This window comes from Streptococcus hyovaginalis DSM 12219 (assembly GCF_000420785.1).
GTDB classification, from domain to species: domain Bacteria; phylum Bacillota; class Bacilli; order Lactobacillales; family Streptococcaceae; genus Streptococcus; species Streptococcus hyovaginalis.
The window spans coordinates 43,827-62,741 of sequence record NZ_ATVP01000001.1 but is presented as its reverse complement, the minus strand read 5'-3'; the positions used below and the strand labels follow the sequence as shown (position 1 = coordinate 62,741).

At 42.5% G+C, this 18,915-nt stretch carries 22 protein-coding genes; 7 read left to right on the top strand and 15 right to left on the bottom strand.

Annotated elements, in window-relative coordinates:
* The first annotated feature begins 4 nt into the window (after positions 1 to 4).
* Together G574_RS0100320 and aroB are read left to right on the top strand one after the other, a co-directional pair.
* Positions 5 to 874 (top strand): shikimate dehydrogenase, encoded by an 870-nt coding sequence (locus G574_RS0100320; RefSeq protein ID WP_029690449.1) that lies wholly within the window; start codon positions 5 to 7, stop codon positions 872 to 874.
* A 12-nt stretch (positions 875 to 886) separates the two neighbouring features.
* The gene (gene aroB / locus G574_RS0100315) at positions 887 to 1,954 is read left to right on the top strand and encodes a 3-dehydroquinate synthase (RefSeq protein ID WP_029690448.1); all 1,068 of its coding nucleotides are present in this window, start codon (positions 887 to 889) and stop codon (positions 1,952 to 1,954) included.
* Positions 1,955 to 2,271: 317 nt separating this feature from the next.
* Here aroB and G574_RS0100310 read toward each other — a convergent pair whose 3' ends face one another.
* From G574_RS0100310 to aroD, 3 genes are read right to left on the bottom strand one after another with little or no spacing between them, the layout of a single operon-like run.
* On the bottom strand, positions 2,272 to 3,375 hold the full coding sequence (locus tag G574_RS0100310) for a prephenate dehydrogenase (protein ID WP_029690447.1): 1,104 nt from the start codon (positions 3,373 to 3,375) through the stop codon (positions 2,272 to 2,274).
* A 6-nt stretch (positions 3,376 to 3,381) separates the two neighbouring features.
* Positions 3,382 to 4,548 carry a chorismate synthase gene (gene aroC / locus G574_RS0100305; protein WP_029690446.1) on the bottom strand — a complete coding sequence of 389 codons (1,167 nt, stop codon included), beginning with the start codon at positions 4,546 to 4,548 and terminating at the stop codon, positions 3,382 to 3,384.
* Complete coding sequence (aroD, locus tag G574_RS0100300; RefSeq protein ID WP_029690445.1) at positions 4,545 to 5,225, bottom strand: type I 3-dehydroquinate dehydratase; 681 nt, start codon at positions 5,223 to 5,225, stop codon at positions 4,545 to 4,547. Before aroD ends, aroC begins: the two co-directional genes overlap by 4 nt.
* Positions 5,226 to 5,547: 322 nt before the next feature.
* Here aroD and G574_RS0100290 point away from each other — a divergent pair, with 322 nt between their 5' ends.
* Positions 5,548 to 5,814, top strand: coding sequence for a chorismate mutase (locus tag G574_RS0100290; RefSeq protein WP_029690444.1), 267 nt, complete (start codon positions 5,548 to 5,550; stop codon positions 5,812 to 5,814).
* 281 nt (positions 5,815 to 6,095) lie between these two features.
* On the opposite strand, the gene G574_RS0100285 is transcribed toward G574_RS0100290, so the two are convergent.
* The 10 genes from G574_RS0100285 to G574_RS0100240 all read right to left on the bottom strand — a co-directional run bounded on the left by G574_RS0100285 (position 6,096) and on the right by G574_RS0100240 (position 13,843).
* A complete protein-coding gene (locus G574_RS0100285; RefSeq protein WP_029690443.1) occupies positions 6,096 to 6,914 on the bottom strand; it encodes a glycosyltransferase family 8 protein in 819 nt (272 codons plus the stop codon).
* 72 nt (positions 6,915 to 6,986) lie between these two features.
* Positions 6,987 to 7,880: a cation diffusion facilitator family transporter gene (locus tag G574_RS0100280; RefSeq protein WP_037590497.1), complete on the bottom strand. Its 894-nt coding sequence runs from the start codon at positions 7,878 to 7,880 to the stop codon at positions 6,987 to 6,989.
* Complete coding sequence (locus G574_RS0100275; protein ID WP_051130505.1) at positions 7,870 to 8,190, bottom strand: ArsR/SmtB family transcription factor; 321 nt, start codon at positions 8,188 to 8,190, stop codon at positions 7,870 to 7,872. Before G574_RS0100275 ends, G574_RS0100280 begins: the two co-directional genes overlap by 11 nt.
* A gap of 264 nt (positions 8,191 to 8,454) precedes the next feature.
* Positions 8,455 to 8,586 carry a hypothetical protein gene (locus G574_RS11870; RefSeq protein WP_281167009.1) on the bottom strand — a complete coding sequence of 44 codons (132 nt, stop codon included), beginning with the start codon at positions 8,584 to 8,586 and terminating at the stop codon, positions 8,455 to 8,457.
* Positions 8,587 to 8,682: 96 nt separating this feature from the next.
* Entirely contained in the window at positions 8,683 to 9,444 is a 762-nt protein-coding gene (locus G574_RS0100265; protein WP_029690440.1) for a nuclear transport factor 2 family protein, read from the bottom strand.
* A 10-nt stretch (positions 9,445 to 9,454) separates the two neighbouring features.
* Positions 9,455 to 10,969 carry an ABC transporter permease/substrate-binding protein gene (locus G574_RS0100260; RefSeq protein ID WP_211209666.1) on the bottom strand — a complete coding sequence of 505 codons (1,515 nt, stop codon included), beginning with the start codon at positions 10,967 to 10,969 and terminating at the stop codon, positions 9,455 to 9,457.
* Positions 10,966 to 11,697, bottom strand: a complete 732-nt coding sequence (locus G574_RS0100255; protein ID WP_029690438.1) for an ABC transporter ATP-binding protein — start codon at positions 11,695 to 11,697, stop codon at positions 10,966 to 10,968. Before G574_RS0100255 ends, G574_RS0100260 begins: the two co-directional genes overlap by 4 nt.
* Positions 11,690 to 12,148, bottom strand: a complete 459-nt coding sequence (locus G574_RS0100250; RefSeq protein WP_029690437.1) for a MarR family winged helix-turn-helix transcriptional regulator — start codon at positions 12,146 to 12,148, stop codon at positions 11,690 to 11,692. Before G574_RS0100250 ends, G574_RS0100255 begins: the two co-directional genes overlap by 8 nt.
* Before the next feature lies 1 nt (position 12,149).
* The gene (locus G574_RS0100245) at positions 12,150 to 13,115 is read right to left on the bottom strand and encodes an alcohol dehydrogenase catalytic domain-containing protein (protein WP_029690436.1); all 966 of its coding nucleotides are present in this window, start codon (positions 13,113 to 13,115) and stop codon (positions 12,150 to 12,152) included.
* A 284-nt stretch (positions 13,116 to 13,399) separates the two neighbouring features.
* Positions 13,400 to 13,843 (bottom strand): MarR family winged helix-turn-helix transcriptional regulator, encoded by a 444-nt coding sequence (locus G574_RS0100240; protein WP_029690435.1) that lies wholly within the window; start codon positions 13,841 to 13,843, stop codon positions 13,400 to 13,402.
* A gap of 137 nt (positions 13,844 to 13,980) precedes the next feature.
* On the opposite strand from G574_RS0100240, the gene G574_RS0100235 reads away from it, so the two are divergent.
* From G574_RS0100235 to G574_RS11980, 3 genes are all read left to right on the top strand, one after another.
* Complete coding sequence (locus G574_RS0100235) at positions 13,981 to 14,613, top strand: nitroreductase family protein (RefSeq protein ID WP_029690434.1); 633 nt, start codon at positions 13,981 to 13,983, stop codon at positions 14,611 to 14,613.
* 74 nt (positions 14,614 to 14,687) lie between these two features.
* Positions 14,688 to 15,050, top strand: a complete 363-nt coding sequence (locus tag G574_RS0100230; protein ID WP_029690433.1) for a DUF1304 domain-containing protein — start codon at positions 14,688 to 14,690, stop codon at positions 15,048 to 15,050.
* An 833-nt stretch (positions 15,051 to 15,883) separates the two neighbouring features.
* Positions 15,884 to 16,009, top strand: a complete 126-nt coding sequence (locus tag G574_RS11980) for a hypothetical protein (RefSeq protein WP_425423275.1) — start codon at positions 15,884 to 15,886, stop codon at positions 16,007 to 16,009.
* A 46-nt stretch (positions 16,010 to 16,055) separates the two neighbouring features.
* Here G574_RS11980 and G574_RS0100225 read toward each other — a convergent pair whose 3' ends face one another.
* Together G574_RS0100225 and G574_RS0100220 are read right to left on the bottom strand one after the other, a co-directional pair.
* A complete protein-coding gene (locus tag G574_RS0100225; RefSeq protein ID WP_029690432.1) occupies positions 16,056 to 17,075 on the bottom strand; it encodes an alpha/beta hydrolase in 1,020 nt (339 codons plus the stop codon).
* Between the two features lie 9 nt (positions 17,076 to 17,084).
* Positions 17,085 to 18,203: a pectin acetylesterase-family hydrolase gene (locus G574_RS0100220; RefSeq protein WP_029690431.1), complete on the bottom strand. Its 1,119-nt coding sequence runs from the start codon at positions 18,201 to 18,203 to the stop codon at positions 17,085 to 17,087.
* 141 nt (positions 18,204 to 18,344) lie between these two features.
* Between G574_RS0100220 and G574_RS0100215 the strand changes: the two genes are divergently transcribed.
* On the top strand, positions 18,345 to 18,854 hold the full coding sequence (locus G574_RS0100215; RefSeq protein ID WP_029690430.1) for a TetR/AcrR family transcriptional regulator: 510 nt from the start codon (positions 18,345 to 18,347) through the stop codon (positions 18,852 to 18,854).
* Positions 18,855 to 18,915: the final 61 nt, after the last annotated feature.

Sequence of the window (18,915 nt, the reverse complement as noted above, 5' to 3'; positions counted from 1 at the left end):
TCACATGACGATTGACGGCTATACGCGTCTGGCTGCTGTGGTAGCCAAACCCATTAAACACTCCATTTCTCCCTTCATTCACAATCTTGCCTTTGAAGAGACTGGGGTCAATGGGGTCTACGTGGCTTGGGAAATAGCAGAGCAAGACCTACCAGTCACACTTGACAACATTAAGCGCTACGACATGTTTGGTATCAATCTCTCCATGCCCTACAAGCAGGCGGTTATTCCCTACCTATACGAATTGACAGAGTCTGCTCGCTTAATCGGCGCGGTCAATACGGTCATTCACCGCCATGGCCAATTGATTGGGCACAATACAGACGGCATCGGATTTTTCAAGAGTTTGGAAAAGCAGATGAACTTCCATGTGGCTAATAAAAGACTGACTATTCTGGGTGGGGGCGGTGCTTCTACTGCTATCATTACCCAAGCTGCTTTGGATGGTGCCAAGGAAGTCACCATTTTCTGTCGCCAACAAAGTCTGGACAGAACGCAGGCTACTGCTAACCGTATTGCCCAAGCAACTGGTCGCTCCATTCAGGTACTGCCGATTGACAATCAGGACTTGGTTCAAGAACATGTTGCAAAGTCTGACTTGGTTGTCAACGGAACTAGCGTCGGCATGGATGGTCATTCCCTGCCAATTCAAGAAAATATTCTATTTTCAAAAAACAGCTTAGTGGCAGACGTGATTTACCAACCTTTTGAGACGCCCTTACTGAAACTAGCCAAGGAACAAGGTATTCCAAGCATCAATGGTCTGGGTATGCTACTCTTTCAAGCCGCTGAGGCTTTTGAGGCTTGGACAGGCAAGGAGATGCCGACGGACCTGATTTGGAAGCAATTAGTCGAAAAATATGACATCAACTAGAGAGGACACAGAATGAAACTAACTGTTAATCTTCCCAAAAATCCCTATGATATTCTCATCGAAAAAGGAAGTTTAGCGCAGGTCGGTACTTGGGCAAGCTCGCTCTGGAAACCACAAAAAATCGCCATTATTACAGATGAGCATGTTGCTTCACTGTATCTGGAAACGGTCAGAGCTAGTCTTGAAACAGCTGGTTTTGAAACCATCGCATTTGCCTTTCCAGAAGGCGAGACATCCAAAAATCTGGACACGGTCAATCAAGCCTATGAATTTCTTGTTCAAGAAGGCATGACCCGAAGTGACGGCATCTTGGCCCTTGGTGGCGGTGTGGTCGGTGATTTGGCTGGCTTTGTGGCTTCAACCTATATGCGGGGCATTCATTTCCTCCAAGTTCCAACTAGCCTGACCGCTCAGGTTGATTCGTCTATCGGTGGAAAAACTGGGGTCAACACGCCCTTTGCCAAAAACATGGTCGGCACCTTCTGCCAACCTGATGGCGTTCTCATTGACCCTAACACCCTAGAAACCTTGGACACACGCGAATTGATTGAGGGCATGGGTGAGGTTGTCAAATACGGTTTGATTGATGATATCGAACTCTGGGATCTCTTGTCAGACATGGATGGTTCTACCGAGAGTATTTTGGCCAATGCTGAAACCATCATCTATCGCTCTTGTGACGTTAAGCGCAAGGTCGTTGTTGAGGATGAATTGGACAATGGCGTCCGCCTCTATCTGAACTTTGGTCATACCATTGGACATGCCATCGAAGCTACTGCTGGTTACGGTCAAGTTATGCACGGCGAGGCTGTTGCCATCGGAATGGTCCAGCTATCGCGCGTTGCTGAAGAAAAAGGCCTCGTGTCTGCTGGCATTACCGACCAAATTATCGCTATGTGCCAAAAATTTGGACTGCCGACCAGCCATCAACCTTGGAATAGTGAGGAGCTCTACGCAGCCTTGACTCGCGACAAGAAAGCTCGCGGCAAATCCATCAAGCTAGTCATTGTCCCAACATTAGGCCAGGCAGCCATTCACCAAATTCCTATTAAGGAAATGAAAGAATACTTGGAAAAGTAAAGATAATTAATTAAACAAAAAGGCATGTCATCAAGTTTTTTCCTCTTGATGACATGCCTTTTATAATCCTTAAAATGATTTAGTCCCTACATCAGTCCAACCGCTCACAAATAGACGAGCGAAAATACTTTATTACAGTGGTAGTTTGCTTGGAAAGGTATAGCTAACCCTTTCATTCTGAAATAAGACCATTTTGCCAACCGCTTTTATCCTTAATAAACGGCTTTTCTGCTCGCTAATGCTGCCTTCGTTTTTCCCTCAATTCCACAATGCTTAATCCTTTGATAGTTGGCAAAAACTTATCAGAAAGCCTTTCTTTAATCAAAGGAAATGATATAATCTGTCTCTTGGCTTAAACGCTTGACAGCTTCATCTAGATCTTCCTGATTTTTAAAGGTTATCTGAAGCACACCATATGTATCAGCTCGATTTTCTTCATTAATACGGATATTGACCAAGGAAATACCACGCAGAACTTCTAAAACGCTCAAAATGCTGTCCTCTTTATCAGGAATACTGATAAAGATATCAAAGAAAGAATCTACACCAGCACGTTTATGAATCTCCATGGCCTTACGGGTCTGGCGTCCATGTTCAAAAAAGTGCCAAATCGCATCTTGATCCCCTGTTTTGAGCAAGTCAGAGACACGATCCAATCGCTCCTTAAACTCCTCAATACGTTCTAAGATGGGCTTGGGATTGGTCATTAAAATACTCGTCCACATGCCCGGCTCACTCTCTGCGATACGGGTCATATCCCTAAAACCACCTGCAGCAAAGTTCTTGGTAAACGGATGTTCTAGGGCGTAATCACCAGCTTGCAACATTAAACTACTCGCAAGAACGTGGGGAAAATGAGAGATCTGACTGGTCACCAAGTCATGCTCCGCAGCGTTAATTTGTACGAAACGTGCACCACTAGCAGTGAGCAAATCTGTTAACCTTGGAACCGCATCTGGCTTGGTCAAACGACAAGGCGTCATAATAAAGTAGGCGTTCTCAAAAAGATTAACGTCTGCAGCGACTGCTCCTGACTTATGACTTCCGGCCATCGGGTGACTACCGATAAAGTTAATGTCTTTGTCAGCAAGATGGTGCTCTGCCGCAACGATAATCGCCCCTTTGGTTGACCCTGCATCTGTGACCAGCACATTGGGTTTCAGCTCAAAGCTAGCCAGATCCTTAATCATATCAATCGTTTTCTGGATAGGCACACAGAGAATGATCACATCTGCCTGGACAGCTAGACTCTTAAAATCATCGCTAGCATCGTCCACCATTCCCCGTTCAAGCGCAATATTCCGAGAAGCTTCCCCACGATTATAGCCTAGAATGTGGTAATTGGGGTGTTGCTTCCTAATAGCCAAAGCTAACGAGCCACCAATCAGGCCAAGCCCCGCAATCAAAATTGTCTTTGTCATGACTTCCTAGAAATTCCTCACATAATCACGATGCTTGGTGACAGCCTCTTTCAATTCTTCCATATTATCTGATGAAAATTTCTCAAGAATTTCATTGGCAATAACTGTCGCTACGACAGATTCCATAACGACACCAGCAGCAGGTAAAGCCGTTGGATCTGAGCGTTCTACTGTCGCCTTATATGGTTCATGCGTATCAATATCAACAGACATCAGAGGTTTATAAAGCGTTGGAATAGGCTTCATAACACCACGAATGACTAAAGGTTGACCATTAGTCATACCACCTTCAAAACCACCGAGATTATTAGTTCGACGCGTGTAACCTTCTTCCTCAGACCAGAGAATCTCATCCATCACTTGGCTCCCCTGTAAATAGCCTGCTTTGAAGCCAACACCAAACTCTGCTCCTTTGAAAGCATTAATAGAGACTACGGCTTGGGCAATTTTAGCATCTAACTTCTTATCCCATTGCACATAAGAACCGAGTCCCGCCGGAACACCACCAACGACGGTTTCAACGATGCCTCCGATGGTATCACCTGCTCGTTTAATTTGGTCAATATAAGCTTTGATTTCATCTTCGCGTTCTTGATTGACAATCGAAACTTCCGATTGAGATACACGTTCCTTAATTTCTGACACTGTTAAAGCATCTGGAACATCGATCTCCTTGCCTCCAAAAACAACGACATGATTAGCAATTTCAATAGCTAGTTCATCCAAAATTCGCTTGGCAACAGCTCCTACTGCCACTCGCATAGTAGTTTCACGCGCAGACGAACGCTCTAAAGAATTACGCAAATCGCTAAAACGGTACTTCATACCTCCTACCAGATCCGCATGGCCTGGGCGAGGGTGTTTGATACGTCTTTTCGTTTTTAACTTTTCCTCAATGTCATCAACTGCCATGATGTCCAACCATTTTTGATGATCTTTATTGGTAACATTTAGGGTAATAGGAGCTCCAGTTGTTTTGCCATGACGAATCCCAGCTGTAATTTCCACACGATCAGTCTCAATTTTCATGCGATTACCACGTCCATACCCCCCTTGACGACGCTTTAAGTCCGCATTAATATGATCAGCGGTTAAGGAAAGCCCTGCCGGAACACCTTCAATAATGGCTGTTAAACGAGGTCCATGGGACTCTCCTGCTGTTAGATATCTCATTGTTTTCTCTCCAAATTCTCTAAAAATTGTCGCGTCACTGCAACTGATAATTGACCTGGTGCTGAAGATTCATCCAAACTGGCAAAAGTCCAGGATGACCCCGATATGCGCCCAGCAATCCGAGTCAACTTGCCTAATTCACCCATTGCAATGGTAGCAAATATCTGATCCTGATGCTGATCTTTGAAATGACGTGTATAGGCCATCACATCTAAAACATCTTGTTCCGTTTGAGGCATTACCGCCATTTTGACTACCGCTGGAGATAGCTGAACCAATCCTGACATCAAGTCCTGATAATTTTCTGGAGTTTCATCAAAATTATGATAACTCAAGACCAAATTAGGAAAGTTCGAAATCTGCTGATAGACCGACGAGTAAGAATAGTATTCAAAATCGATATAGGTTGGCTCGTGACGGCTCGCTATTTCTTTTATCACATCGACATAGTCTTGCGCTGCTATCTCAAGCTGGCCACCTTCACGACTAGTTCTAATCGTAAAAATAACTTCCTTGCCCTGACATTTTTCAAAAACCATAGGTGCTAAGGCAACAATGGCATCTTTGGAAAGGTAATCTGCACGCCATTCAATCAGATCAGCTTCGGCTAAATGCTCACTATCTAATGCCTTTATTTCCTCTACGTTTCTAGGCATAATGGGAGTTACGATTCTCATCTGTCTACCTCTTTATTAGTCAATTATGGGGAACAAAATCAAAGATACTTGTACCATACGCCAAATCTTCCTTTACTCCCTCAGCATAGGAAGGTTTAGACCCGATCTTAGTAAGTTTCATTATATCATGATTCTCATTATAATCAAAATAGTCTAACAATTTCCTTTATATCTTGTGTTAATCCTTTTGACAATCCCTCTCAACAAAAACCTGATCCTTAGAAAAAGTTCTCACTTACTAAAATATGGTATAATGACTCTATTACAAATACTACTGATAGATATTTTTGTCTCACTCAAACAAAACATATAGAGGTTCCCTATGGATTTAGAAGCTATTCGCCAAGATATTAATACGATTGATGCGCAGCTGGTCACATTATTAGAAAAACGCATGACTCTGGTTGATCAAGTCACTGCCTACAAGCGGAAAAATGGTAAGGCTGTATTGGATCGTGATCGTGAAAAAATCGTGATCGATCAGGTAGCTAAGTTGGTTCAAAAAGAGGCTTATCGTCCCACTATTGAAAATATTTTTCGTGACATCATGGCCCAATCTCGCCATTATCAGTCACAACAATTAGAGTAATATGAGTGCCAGTGTAACCTCTTCCCTTTAGATAGAGTCTATTAGTGGCTACTTACCAACCAGTTGCGATATCATAAAAAAGCTGGAGACGTCATCATCGACGTGTCCAGCTTTTTATTGCCATTTACCAGGGAATCAAAAAAGTAAAATGAGCTACTAATCTCTTTTGGGAGATTAACCACCAAGGGGTATACCTAAGTTTTTCTTTTATGTCTGCAGCAATCTCATAAGAATGCTAGATTCTCAGAAAAATGAGGTCATAACCCAAGATGATGATGAGGTTATTTGAAATCTTTGGCTTGGTTTGCCAGATACTTATACAAAGCTGAGTAACGCGTTGTGTAGCTAGCTTTCCAAGGCTTGTCACGACCAGCAAAATGCAGGAAAACCGTATTTGCCATCACCCAATCAATATCCCAGGTATTAGCACTTCTAGCCTGATATATCAGACTATATCTGGCATCATAATTGTAAATTTCATCAGGAATCGGTAGTACCCGATCCGCATATAGACCATTCAGAATGTCTTGATCGGGAAGGATAAGGAAGGTTTTATTTTTAGCGATGTAATCAAAAATAACTTCTTTTTTGACAACTGATCGAATGACTTCTAAATTCATCAACAAGACACCTGTATTAAAGTAGGACGATTCCATTTCGAAATTTTGCAGACGCATTTTATTCACAATATCCAAAATTTTACCATCCGCATTATGGCTTGCGGCAGCATAAAGGTTATCACCCAAATCTAAGGCGTATAATGCTGAAAAATCATTGAGACACAAAATATCAGCATCGAGGTAAAGAATCTTCATGACCGTTTTTGGCAAAAACTCATGTGCCAGTAGGCGATAATAAATAGTATCAGGATAACGCTCAGTTGTCGGCGCATTGGCAAACAGGTTTTCAGGAACAACAATCGGCTGGTAATCAAAGCCCAACGTGTGACAGTACTGTTCCAAGTCAAGATTTTTGTCAAAAGTCTCTTTCTGTAAGAGATAAACCCTTATCTCCCTATATTTCATGACTTGTTTGATCGAATAAAGGGTCACTTTCAAATGTTCAACATATGTTTTATCAATAATAAATAAAAGATTAATCATTGCTAGCTGTGTTTCTAATTTTTTCCTTATTGGTTGTCGTTTCCTAAATAGCTTTTTAGAGATGATTGTTTAGTGTGCATGGTGATGACCTGCTAAAAATAGCTCTTCACGATCAGTGGCGCACACTTTTTGCACACAATCTTCACTGGAGCCCTCAAATTCAATAGTCACATGTGAAATTCCCTGCTTGGCGACTTGTTTTCGGATCGCTTCTTTCAAGGCAATACTCGGGCTGTCAGTAACCGCATGCAAAGTCGCATAGTGATGTTGTCCATCAAGACTCCAAATATGCACATGATGCACACTATCTAGGGCTTTGATTTCTTTTAAGCAAGCCGTCACATCAGAAATAGACAGTCCAGTGGGAACTTTTTCCAAAAAGATATCTAAAGACTGAACGAAATTGCGATAAGCATTATAAAAAATAAATACAGAAACGCCAATAGACATGACGGCATCTAGCCAATAAAAGTGCGTCACGCGCATGATGAGTGCACCTATGAGAACAATTCCCCACCCCAGGACATCTTCCAACATATGAAGATTTACCGCTTTTTGATTCAGAGAATCCCCTTTTCTGGTTTTCATGGATGCGATAACATTCACACTCAATCCCATAATAGCTAAGAGAATCATACCATTGTATTGAACAGGAACGGGATGCCACAACCGCTCGATCGCATGGTAAATGACGAGGCTAGAGCCAACTAATAAAATCACGGTTGTGATAATAGACCCTAAAATAGAGTAGCGTTGGTAGCCATAACTATAAGTGTCATCAGGTTCTTGCTTCGACTTGCGCTCCAAACCATAAGCAATGCCGATGGCAACCGCGTCGCCTAAATCATGGATGGCATCGGAAAAAATAGCGACACTACCAGTCAGTACGCCACCTATCAGCTCAACAATGGCAAAAAAAGCATTTAAGAGAAAGGCAACTAAGATAGTTTTATCAGAGGTCATAAGCATCCCCCTGACTATGGGCCAAGTGGTCGAGGGTGTTTTGAATGATGGTAGCAACGTGGTCATCCTTTATTTGATAGGTGATGGTCTTACCTTGCCGTTGCCCACTGACCAAGCCAGCTTCGCGTAAAACCCGTAATTGGTGCGAAACGGATGATAGGGTCATGTTCAGGTGAACAGCAATATCACTGACTTTGCGCGGTTCCTGTATGAGATAGCATAAAATGCGGACGCGAGTGGAATAGCCCAGCTGTTTAAAAAAGACAACCATTCGGTCAACTAATTGAGAATCATTTTGAACTGTTAGCATTCTTTATCCTTTCATAACACTTGAATGTTCATTCAACTATTATGAGTATACTTGAACAAGCACTCAAGTGTCAACTAAAACACATCGAAATAGCCCAAAATGACAGAATACATTTTTATAGCATCACATTTTCCAAGCGATACCTAGGTAACTGATCGTTTATTAGAGAACAAAAAAATCCTGGTTCCAACTCCAGGATTGATTTTTAGAGAGTAATGATCATTTCTTTTGAAACATCGCAAAAACAATTGCTCACCAAAGAGATTAGCTCTTCCCAAAACTTGCAACCAATAAGCTCGCCACTGCCCTACCTGACATAGGATTTTGCCCGGTAATCAAGCGGCCATCCTGCACTGCATGAAAGGTAAAAGTCTTTTTTAACAAAGTCGGTCCCACGTTATTGGCCTCCTGCTCCGTCCCTAAAGGTACTAGATTGCTTTTGCCGCTCAGTAACTCCTCCACATGATTGAATGAGAGATTTGTCACATTTTCTTAAAATTTACCAAGGTTGGTCAAGTCTGCCTTCGCAGGCATGACTTCTTTATTGTCCCAATGTTCGACAATCTTGCCATCTTTCAAGCGAAAGATATCAAAGTGGGCATAGTCCTGACCTGCAATCCAGACCTTGGAATAGGCCACCACATAGTCACCTTGTCCCATCACTTTAAAGACAAAGTCATAGTTAACCTGCTTGTCCACCAAATACTCTTTATAGGCTGAACCTCCTTGGGGTATCTCTTGATTATGCTGAATGAGGCCCTCAGACACATAATGATCAAAGAGGTCAACCTCCCCATTTTGCAAAACATCTACCAAGAAACGACGGACCAGCTTTTTGTTGTCTTCCGTCTTATCCAAATCTGTCAGGCTGAAGTCTCCATAGATCGGATCAAAGTCCCCAATAGAAGTTGGATAAGCGTCAATAACATCCCAGTGTTCAACAATACGGCCTTCGTCATCTGAGCGGAAAATATCTGCCGTCACCCACTGAGACTCCCCATCGTTAAGTTTCTGATGGACATGGACGAAAACAAAATTACCATCTTCAATCGTTCGGACAATCGTGATGTCACGCTTAGGATGACGCTTAAAGAAATCTTCAAAGAAGCTTGCAAAACCTGCTTTTTCATCAGGGACACCTGTACTGTGTTGCGTATAGCTAGCACCCATATAGTGTTCGTGAACTTCCTTAATTTCACCGTCACGAATACCACGAAGATATAGATTTTTCGCATTTTCAAGTTGTTTAGACATGTTATTTCTCCTAATTCACCAATCCCTCTTTTTCCAAATACTGACGCGCCACATCTTCTGCTGACTTGCCTTCAACGTCGACCGCATAGTTCATCTGTGTCATTTCCTCAACGCTGATTTTGTCCACCAGTTTGTTGAGAACAGGCTCAAGCTCTGGGTATTTTTCCAATGTTTTTTGGGACAATAGCGGAGCGGCCTGATAAGGCGGGAAGAGTTGCTTGTCGTCCTCAAGAACTTTGAGTTTGTAAGTAAGTAGCTTGCTATCCGTCGAATAGGCATCTACAATCTGAACATCATTGTTTTTAATGGCCTCGTAGCGCAAGGCAGGTTCCATGGTTTTGACATTGAGGTTGAGTCCGTAGCGTTTTTGCAGACCGATATTGCCATCCTCGCGGTCGTTAAACTCCAGAGAAAAGCCTGCTGCCGCACTCGACTCAACTTTGATCAAATCCGAAATGGTCTCAAGACCGTTTTCCTTGGCATAGTCCTCTTTAACTGCTAAAGCATAGGTATCTTGGAAGGCAGTCGGCTTCAGATAGACTAGATCATCTTGTGCCGAAATGGCATCGCGAGCATAGCTGTATACTTTCTCAGGATCGTTGGATAAATTTGTTGGAGGATTTTTCAAAAGAGTGGTTGTAATCGTTCCTGAAAATTCGGGATAAATGTCAATAGAACCAGACTTGAGTGCCTCATAGAGAAAAGATGTCTTACCAAAATTGGGCTTGACTTCAACAGAAATATCGGTCTGATCCTCAATCAAAAGCTTGTAGAGATTGATAAGAACTTCAGGCTCAGCCCCCAATTTTCCCGCAATGACCACTTGTTTTGGTTGAGCTTTAAAGGTTGGAAGATAGCTAGATCCAACCGCCAATAAAGCAACTAGAAGGGCCGTCAAAATGGTCTTGGGTTTCTTATTTTGCAGGAGCTTGACAGCATAGCCGAAAATGACCGCCAAGAGAGCTGATGACACCGCACCAATCAAGATGAGGGCAGAATCATTGCGATCAATTCCTAAGAGGATAAAGGAGCCCAGACCACCAGCTCCGACCAAGGCAGCCAGCGTCGCCGTCCCGATAATCATAATAGCCGCCGTCCGTACACCCGACATGAGAATGGGCATGGCTAGAGCCAACTCAAACTTCTTCAGCTTCTCCCACTTGGTCATCCCGAAGGCCGTCGCTGCCTCTTCGAGATAAGGGTCGATTTCGCCAAGCCCAGTCAAAGTCGCCTGTAAAATGGGAAAGACCGCATAGATAACCAGAGCCACAACCGCAGGCAGAGTACCAATTCCCATAAAAGGAATGAAGAGCCCAAGAAGAGCCAGCGAGGGAATGGTTTGAAAAATCCCTGTGATTTGCAGGCTCCACTCGGTTAGGCGTTTCTTATTGGACAAAATCAAGCCCAGCGGGACTGCAATGACTATGGCAATCAGAAGCGCCAAGAGTGAAATGCGCAGGTGCTCAAAGAGGGCCGTTACCCAGTCACCTTGTCGTTCGATAAAGGTATCAATAATATTCATCAGGCACCTCCCCTAGTTTGCATAAATTGACGGACAAAGTCGTTTGCAGGTTGATAGCGCAATTCATCTGGCGTCCCAATCTGGACAATCTGGCCGTCTTTCATCAGGCTAATCCGATCAGCCAATTTGACCGCCTCGTCCATATCGTGGGTGACAAAGACCGTCGTCATTCCAAATTCCTCATGCAAATCCTTAATCAACTCCTGCAACTGATCCTTGCTGATAGGGTCCAAGGCCGAGAAAGGCTCGTCCATCAGTAAGACCTTAGGATTGGCAATGATAGCACGAAGAATACCAACCCGCTGACGTTCTCCCCCGGACAAATCTTGAGGCAGGCGCGACAAGTATTGGTCTGGATCTAAGCCAACCTTGGTCAAGAGTTGACGGGTTTTGGCTACAATCTCCGCCTTGTCCATCCCCTTCATCTCAGGAATGAGGGCAATATTCTCTGCCACTGTTAGATTGGGAAAGAGGGCGATTTGTTGCAGGACATAACCCGTTTCCAGACGCAGTTCCCGCAAGTCATAATCTTTAAGACGCTTACCTTGAAAGAGAATGTCACCATCCGTCTGCTCAATCAAGCGGTTAATCAGCTTGAGCGTTGTTGTCTTACCGCTACCGCTGGGACCAACCAGAACAAAAAATTCACCTTCCTTAATCGTAAAGGTTAACTGCTTTAAAATATTACCATTTCCCTGATAGGAATGGGAGACGTTTTGATACTCAATCATCTAATTCCTCTTTCTTTTCCGTCAATAGAGCCGTCACGGCATTACTGTATTTACCAAAAACGTTCAGCAAAACCGCTCGTTCCTCCGCTGTCAAGGTTGACATAGCCATCATTTCCATCTCCTCCAGGGGATCCAGAATGGCTGAGGCAAAGGCTCGACCAATTTCCGTCAAAAAGAGCAATTTGTGACGGCGATCTTTGTCATTTTCCTTGAAATACAAATAGCCCTTGGCCTGCCAATTTTTAATAGTGGCATGGACTACCTGCTTGGTCGAATAGGTTTTCTTGCAAATCCAATTCTGGGTCACACCTTGAGGATTGTAATAAATCCAGAGCAGAATATTGAGCGATTTACCTTGTAGACCGTGTTGGCGTGCATAATTTTCATAGAGATTGCCCTGCTGGTCAAAGAGGCGCATGAGTTGCTTAGTTTCCTTACGAATATCTGTCATCTTAAACCTCCTGATGATTGAGCACAACAATCTTGCCAAAACTTTCCTTGCTCTCTAGATAGGCATGAGCTGTTTGGATTTGATCAATGGTGTAGATTTTTTCCGGACTGACAGGCACATCGTAGATCTTTATATAGTCAAACATATCTTGTAATTTTACCTGATTGACATTGCCAGAGGCGAAAGTTGTCAAATAGACATTGTTACCCAGCATTTCGATCGGGTCAAAATCCTCCAGATACCACTTGCCACCCAGCTGACCCGTCGAGCTGATGATGCCATCCTCTTCTAGATGGGCCAGCGAATCTTTGATAGTAGCTGGACCGACCAGTTCAAAGATTTTAGTGAAAGTCTCTTGAGTTTGCAGACGCCCGTCTTTTTCGAGGATGGCTTTGGAAAAACCTGCGGTGAGCAGCTGCTCTTCCTTGGCTAGATTGCGGACGGAGGCCACCAGATTCATGTCTGGAAACTGGCTGCGCACCAACTTGGCAAAGGCCTGACCGACACCACTTGATCCAGCCCGAACCAAAATCCTATCCTTCGCCTCGATTTTGAGGTTTTTCATAGCGCCAAAGGCAGTATAGTAAGTCTCAGGAACCGCAGCTAAGTCTGCCCAGTTCAAATCCGTCTCAATCGTGTAAAGACTGCGGTTGGGCACCAAGGCATACTCGGCATAGCCGCCATCAAAAGCCCAACCCAGATCCCCCATGATGGAGACCACTTTTTGCCCAACCGGGAAACGCTGCCTGTCACTGCTTTCTTCCACAAGGCCGACCAATTCAATCTCCAAAATCCGAGGAAAGGTCACGCTTGGCGACAATCCCTGTCTGGTGAAAATCTCAGAATGATTGATACCAAATCCCATGACCTTCACTAAAGTCCAGTCTGGCTTGATTTTGGGAATATCACGCTGAATAAGCTCCAAGACCTCTGGACTACCTGCTTTTGAAACCACTACTGCTTTCATATCTAACTCTTCTTTTTTTAGTAAAAATTTTTGACTTTCTATAAACAGTATAATGCCAACGATATATTCTGTCAATAAATTAGTATAATATTTTTACTATTATCAAACAAACAATTTCTGATATAAGAAAAAGCCCTGAAAACAAGGTTTTACTACTTATTTAGCAATGAATATCACTCAAGCTTATGAAAGGTTGGTCTATAGGACAGTGTTTTCACTAAAAATCTCACCTATCCTTTAATTATCTCATAGAAAATGGAATACCAACTTTAACACCAAGTTCTTTACCTATCCTTGGCTTCCTGTAGGATTTTGATCAATAAGTTATTATTTTTGATAGTATTAGCAACTTGTTGCTCATCCAGTTGGTCTAATTGTTGATAGGTTTCTTTGATTTTTGACAAGACCTCAAGTTCGAGTGCTTTACCAGCACCTGTTAACTCAATATAGAGTTGACGCTTATCTGCATCAGTTTTAATTCGTTTGATATAGCCCTTTTCTTCTAACCTCTTGAACAAGGGCGTCAAGGTGTTACTAGAAAGGTCTAAACGCTTGCCAACTTCACTCAAGGTTTGCCTAGGATTTTTCCAAAGAACCATTAAAACCAAATACTGTGTGTAAGTAAGATCAAACTCAGATAGTAGTTTGGTATAATATTGGCTGAATAATTTATAAACACTGTAAAATGATAAGCATAATTCACCGACTAATTCATTATTTTCTTTCATCTTTGGCTCCTTTAATTGCTACAGTTTACCAAATTTTAGCAGACTTCACAATGTCTAGCGTCTCATTTGACACCAGCAGCTAGTCATGCTATACTACATCAAAATCAATCGTGCACGATTAAATAAAAGGAGCACTCATGCAACGCATTAACAATCAATTCGATAAGATTACCCTGGAGAGACGTTCTCTTCGTTCATACGACCCCAGCGTCAAAATTCCTAGAGAAGACATGTTACAGATGCTTGATGAAGCCTTTAGAGCGCCTTCATCTGTTAATATGCAACCTTGGCGCTTTGTTATCGTAGAGTCTGAGGAAGAAAAAGCCAAGTTAAAACCGCTCATCCGCTTCAATACACTCCAAAACGATAGTTCATCTGCCATGATTCTTATCTTTGGAGATAGACAATGTTATGAAAATGGTGAGAAGATTTACAATCAAGCGGTTGAAGAAGGTAAAATGCCAGCTGATGTTCGTGACGCCCAACTAAATGTTATCCTCCCAACTTACCAATCTTACTCAAAGGAAAAAATGGATCGCGTCATTACCATTGATAGTAGTTTAGCAGCCATGCAATTCATGCTTGTTGCACGCTCCTACGGCTATGATACCAATGCTATCGGTGGTTTTGAAGAAGACCAGGTCGGGCAAGCCTTTGGTATGGACAGCGATCGTTATTTACCGATTATGATTATTTCCATTGGCAAAGCCCTAGATCAAGGTTACCCATCTGTGCGACTATCAGCTGAGGAAGTCACAAGATTTAAATAAACCTCCTAGCCGTTTTGCGACACTCATTTATCCATACGTCACAATACATTCATAACCCATTTGAAAGGACCATCATGTCACTTATTTTACAACTGATTTCTATCATTACTGCTCTTCTCTTTGCTTACATCTTCTACTTGGAGACCATCAAAACAGATTCCCAAAAAACTGCCGACACTTTCGGAATGAAGGTAGAGGATTTGAAACAAAAGTCTCTCAACAACTCCTTTAAAAATCAAGGTGTCTATAACTTGCTCATCGCTTTAGGACTTCTTTACGCAGCCTTTGTAACCAGTAATCAAGTCGAAATCTCACGCTTGATCCACTTTTATATTCTAGGTGTTGCAGCTTACGGTGGCCTAACGGTCAACCCTTCAATCCTAGCCAAACAGGGAGGCCTATCTATTTTATTCCTAATCTTATCCTTTATTGTCTAGAGTAACTCTTTTATCAAAGCTGACATTGCTAAAAAGGTTGAGACTTGGTACCACCTCCAACAACATACCTCCGTTGCATTCTAGTAAAATAGCAAGCGGAGGTGTTTTCATGTCTAAATAAGCATCCACTTATGAAACTAAGTTATCCTCTATCGAAATCCAGAAGGCTGGCAACACGAATCGCGTTAGGAGAAAGCGCCTAATTTCATCACAGAAACCATTGAGAAACTCTGTCTGAGTATCACTTCATCTAGAGTTGTATAATGATTACACAACTTCTGGCAAAAAATGTCGACTTCTCTATCAACCCCAAGACTATCAGCTACCATTTCTTTTGCTATTGGATAGGATATTTTATCCAATTATATGAAAGACAACTTATCTGAGGAATCTAAGGGAACTCATCCCGGATAGTGGGGAACTTCCTTTATTAGCCACCTATTCCTCGAGTAATTTCTGATGGCGTACCATTATGAATTTATGTTTATTTTTTCAAAAATGATTGACTAATTTTTTCTAAGAGCACGTGACAGAATAAAAAATAATCCTCTATAGTCGCCTTGAAAAATCTTGTCTCCACATCATAATGGAAAAATATCAGTTATTACTCGAAAATTATGCTGAAGCTCTCTCCTGAAGAATTAGGATAATTTTTTTCTTTTAATGAATAGCTTTTTAATATTTTTGATGATATAGATTTTTACACTTTCCTATATTCAGATTTTTATCTTAACCCAAGCAATTCTTGCATTTTAAGCACTCGTTAGACTGTCTATTTTTTATGGGATTTGCCTAATTCTTTTTCTTGAACAATCCAGTAGGTATCATAAAAGGTGTCTAATAAGCTCACAACCAATCCCCTAACGGCTGTTTCTGCCTATTTTGCTAGACTTTCCTACTCAGCATTAATCACACGGGCCATACCTGCGGTCACTCCTATTAGTTCTCAGGATTGTTAGTCTCGATGAAACGATGTACTGCTTTCGGATAGTTGATGACATCCATTTACTCCTTTATTCGTTCATTGATAAAAGCCAACAACCGCTCAAATGCTTTGGCAGACACCGGGTCAGTCCGTAAATTCGCCACAAAACCATGAGGCTTTTCAAGGCCTTCTTCTGCTAAAGGATCGACCAATTCATTTTCAACTCCTGATTGCTTCAAGGCCTTATTGAGCGACACCATATCTGTTCGATATTCGCTTCCCAGAAGGAAACTAGCTGGGTAGTCCTTGTTCACTTGGGAAATCGGGTTATAGGCATTGATTTCTTCTTCACTGAGATAAATGGTTTCTGAAACATAATTTCCAACCAAAATCTTCGTGCTTAAGCTAAACTTGGCGTAATCTAAGGGAGCGTCGTCGATGACCAGAGCCTTGACATATTCTTTTGCAATACTTGGTTCAATGTTCAATAGCTGAGCGTAATCATTGTTGGCTAAGAGGCTACCGTATTGTGCTACCATGATGGCACCTGCTGATGAGCCCATCAAGACGACATTGTCCATGTTCAAATGGTATTCTTCAGCGTGTTCCTTCATGTAGGCGATGGCCTGATTCATTTGAATCACCGGCGTTGGAAAATGATAGTCTGGCACAAGCGCATAGTCAACATTGACAACGTTGTAACCTTTTGAAACGATATCGTCAATGAGATAGGTTGATTGGCTGGCAGCCAGTGGATCACCCATATTTTTGCTTCCTCCAAAGAATCCACCACCGTGGAAATAGAAGAGGGTTGGACGGTCAGCTTCCAAATTTGGGTCTGGATAGGTAATATCTAAAAGGCTGTTGGGATAGTCCTTGCTATAGGCAATCTCACTTTTCAGATACTGACCATTTTCTTTCAAGCCATCAATGGGATCATAAAGAGGACTGTAAGAGTTCGGTGAACTTTCCTTGTACATAAACGATTGAATGCCCCCGACTACCAACTGCGGATGATTGGTAACCAACACATAGACAATGATACCGAGACTAGCTACAATACCAAGGGTCCATAAGATAAATTTTTTGAATTTTTTCATCTTGTTCTCCTAATCTAATAGTTCTAATCCATAACTGTTTACCTGTCCATTGACAGCATCATGTAGCCAATCAGCCACACTCTTGTCTTGAGACATAGGGGTAAAGAATGTTGAGAAGTTAATGGTGGTGTGCTGAGTAGCTGTGGTTTTATCATCTTGACCATAATTCCAGATAAAAACACCCACTCCCTCAATCTGAGTTTGCAGTTCTTGTACCATCTGTTTGAGCCTGATTTGAAAGTCATCACTGCTCGCTTTTGTTGCATCTGCTAGTTTCCCTTGGTCAATATAGGATTGATATTGCTGAAGAATCCCATCTCGATAGGAAATATCAAACAATATCTTAACCCTATCCCCTCGCTTCTCATGGAGGGCTACTAAGCTATCTAGAACAATATTGTCTGAATGTAGGCGGTCACTAATGGAAGTCGGTGTCTTCCAGACATTTTCTGCTATGCTTTTCCAATTATCATGTCTCAAAAAGGCACTGTCAACTGCAACTGTGACATTCTCTGCGGTGGGAAATTGTGAAATCACTTCGTCCGCAAGCAATGATGTTGCAAACCCACCAGCTGAAAATCCAGTTACCAGAAGCGTATCTGGATTACCTATGTGAGACTTGGCTGCTGCTAAAATACTCATCAGATTGGAATAACCTTGATGATGCACTACCCGCTCTTTCCCATTATTATCTACATAGGAAAAATCCTGAGTCCCTGCATGAAAATCACCTGTCCCATAAGGAAGGACAATCATAGTCCAGTCCTTAAATGGATTGTCTTCCTGAGGACTTCCAATTCCCCAAGTTGCGACATAATCTTGACGGTCAGTTGTGGTCGAAAAATAGCGTGTGCCACCACTAGCAGTCTCTTCATTGATACTCACACCACCACCGAAGAAATAGACCATCACCTTATTCTTCTCTTTACCGATACGAAGCAGCCCGTGTGCCTGATTGCCCTGAGAATCTACAACCCCTTCGAGACTAAGGCGGTACCATTCATTCACTTGTGGGGTCTGATGAACAAGCTCAGGAGCTGACCAGCCAAATGTCTTTTTGTAGGCAATAAAGCCAAGCAAGGCTAGTACAACTGTTACAGCTGCTACTATTTTCCAAACTTTTTTCATACTTTCTTTTTTCTGTCCTTTATGGTATATTTTCAGAAACAAGTGTTTCGTTTTTTCTTAGTTTAGCAGATGATGGGCATGAAAACTAGTCCCGGCTCTGCTATTTGCCCAAAAGGAAACAACTGAAAGGAAGTGTTTCGCATGGAAAGAGTAAAGCGGAAAGAGTCGTTATTTGTGGAGAGTGTCGTGGAGGCTTTGTGGGAGTTGCTGGAAGACAAATCCTTTGAAAAGATTAGTGTGTCTGAGTTGGTGGAGCGAGCCGGCATCGGTCGGGTGACCTTTTACCGAAACTTTTCCAATAAGGAAGAGGTGCTCGAACGGTCCTTCAACTTGGAGTTGCAAGCATGGTTGTCAAAGCTGCAGATTGACTTGTCGGATTGGTCAGATGCTCATCTCTTACTAGCTTTACGGCAATTTTTTGACTTTTGGTATGAGCAACAGGATAAGATTAGATTGTTGACAGCCAACCATTTGGACTACTTGCTCGAGGAGGTCTTGGAGCGCTACTTCAAAGAAAGACTGGGGGACTTGACCGATGATTTTCACCTGCAATTCATTGTTGGAGGATTTTTCCGAGTGCTCAAAACCTGGGTTGCTAGAGGCTGTAAGGAAAGCCCCGATGACATCATGCGGTTGATGGGAGAGCAATAGGACAAGCATACCAACTGTCTTGACAAGACCAAGCAAAAAGACTTAGACAACTGATGTTCAG

Bases quoted from the DNA above. Each gene is read 5' to 3' on its own strand.
- G574_RS0100240 (WP_029690435.1), bottom strand. From the start codon at position 13,843: ATGAAAGAAAATAATGAATTAGTCGGTGAATTATGCTTATCATTTTAC.
- G574_RS0100265 (WP_029690440.1), bottom strand. From the start codon at position 9,444: ATGTCTAAACAACTTGAAAATGCGAAAAATCTATATCTTCGTGGTATT.
- G574_RS0100255 (WP_029690438.1), bottom strand. From the start codon at position 11,697: ATGATTGAGTATCAAAACGTCTCCCATTCCTATCAGGGAAATGGTAAT.
- G574_RS0100320 (WP_029690449.1), top strand. From the start codon at position 5: ATGACGATTGACGGCTATACGCGTCTGGCTGCTGTGGTAGCCAAACCC.
- aroB (WP_029690448.1), top strand. From the start codon at position 887: ATGAAACTAACTGTTAATCTTCCCAAAAATCCCTATGATATTCTCATC.
- G574_RS0100310 (WP_029690447.1), bottom strand. From the start codon at position 3,375: ATGACAAAGACAATTTTGATTGCGGGGCTTGGCCTGATTGGTGGCTCG.
- G574_RS0100280 (WP_037590497.1), bottom strand. From the start codon at position 7,880: ATGACCTCTGATAAAACTATCTTAGTTGCCTTTCTCTTAAATGCTTTT.
- G574_RS0100235 (WP_029690434.1), top strand. From the start codon at position 13,981: ATGCAACGCATTAACAATCAATTCGATAAGATTACCCTGGAGAGACGT.
- aroC (WP_029690446.1), bottom strand. From the start codon at position 4,548: ATGAGATATCTAACAGCAGGAGAGTCCCATGGACCTCGTTTAACAGCC.
- G574_RS0100220 (WP_029690431.1), bottom strand. From the start codon at position 18,203: ATGAAAAAAGTTTGGAAAATAGTAGCAGCTGTAACAGTTGTACTAGCC.
- G574_RS0100275 (WP_051130505.1), bottom strand. From the start codon at position 8,190: ATGCTAACAGTTCAAAATGATTCTCAATTAGTTGACCGAATGGTTGTC.
- G574_RS0100250 (WP_029690437.1), bottom strand. From the start codon at position 12,148: ATGACAGATATTCGTAAGGAAACTAAGCAACTCATGCGCCTCTTTGAC.
- G574_RS0100215 (WP_029690430.1), top strand. From the start codon at position 18,345: ATGGAAAGAGTAAAGCGGAAAGAGTCGTTATTTGTGGAGAGTGTCGTG.
- G574_RS0100225 (WP_029690432.1), bottom strand. From the start codon at position 17,075: ATGAAAAAATTCAAAAAATTTATCTTATGGACCCTTGGTATTGTAGCT.
- aroD (WP_029690445.1), bottom strand. From the start codon at position 5,225: ATGAGAATCGTAACTCCCATTATGCCTAGAAACGTAGAGGAAATAAAG.
- G574_RS0100245 (WP_029690436.1), bottom strand. From the start codon at position 13,115: ATGAAAGCAGTAGTGGTTTCAAAAGCAGGTAGTCCAGAGGTCTTGGAG.
- G574_RS0100290 (WP_029690444.1), top strand. From the start codon at position 5,548: ATGGATTTAGAAGCTATTCGCCAAGATATTAATACGATTGATGCGCAG.
- G574_RS0100230 (WP_029690433.1), top strand. From the start codon at position 14,688: ATGTCACTTATTTTACAACTGATTTCTATCATTACTGCTCTTCTCTTT.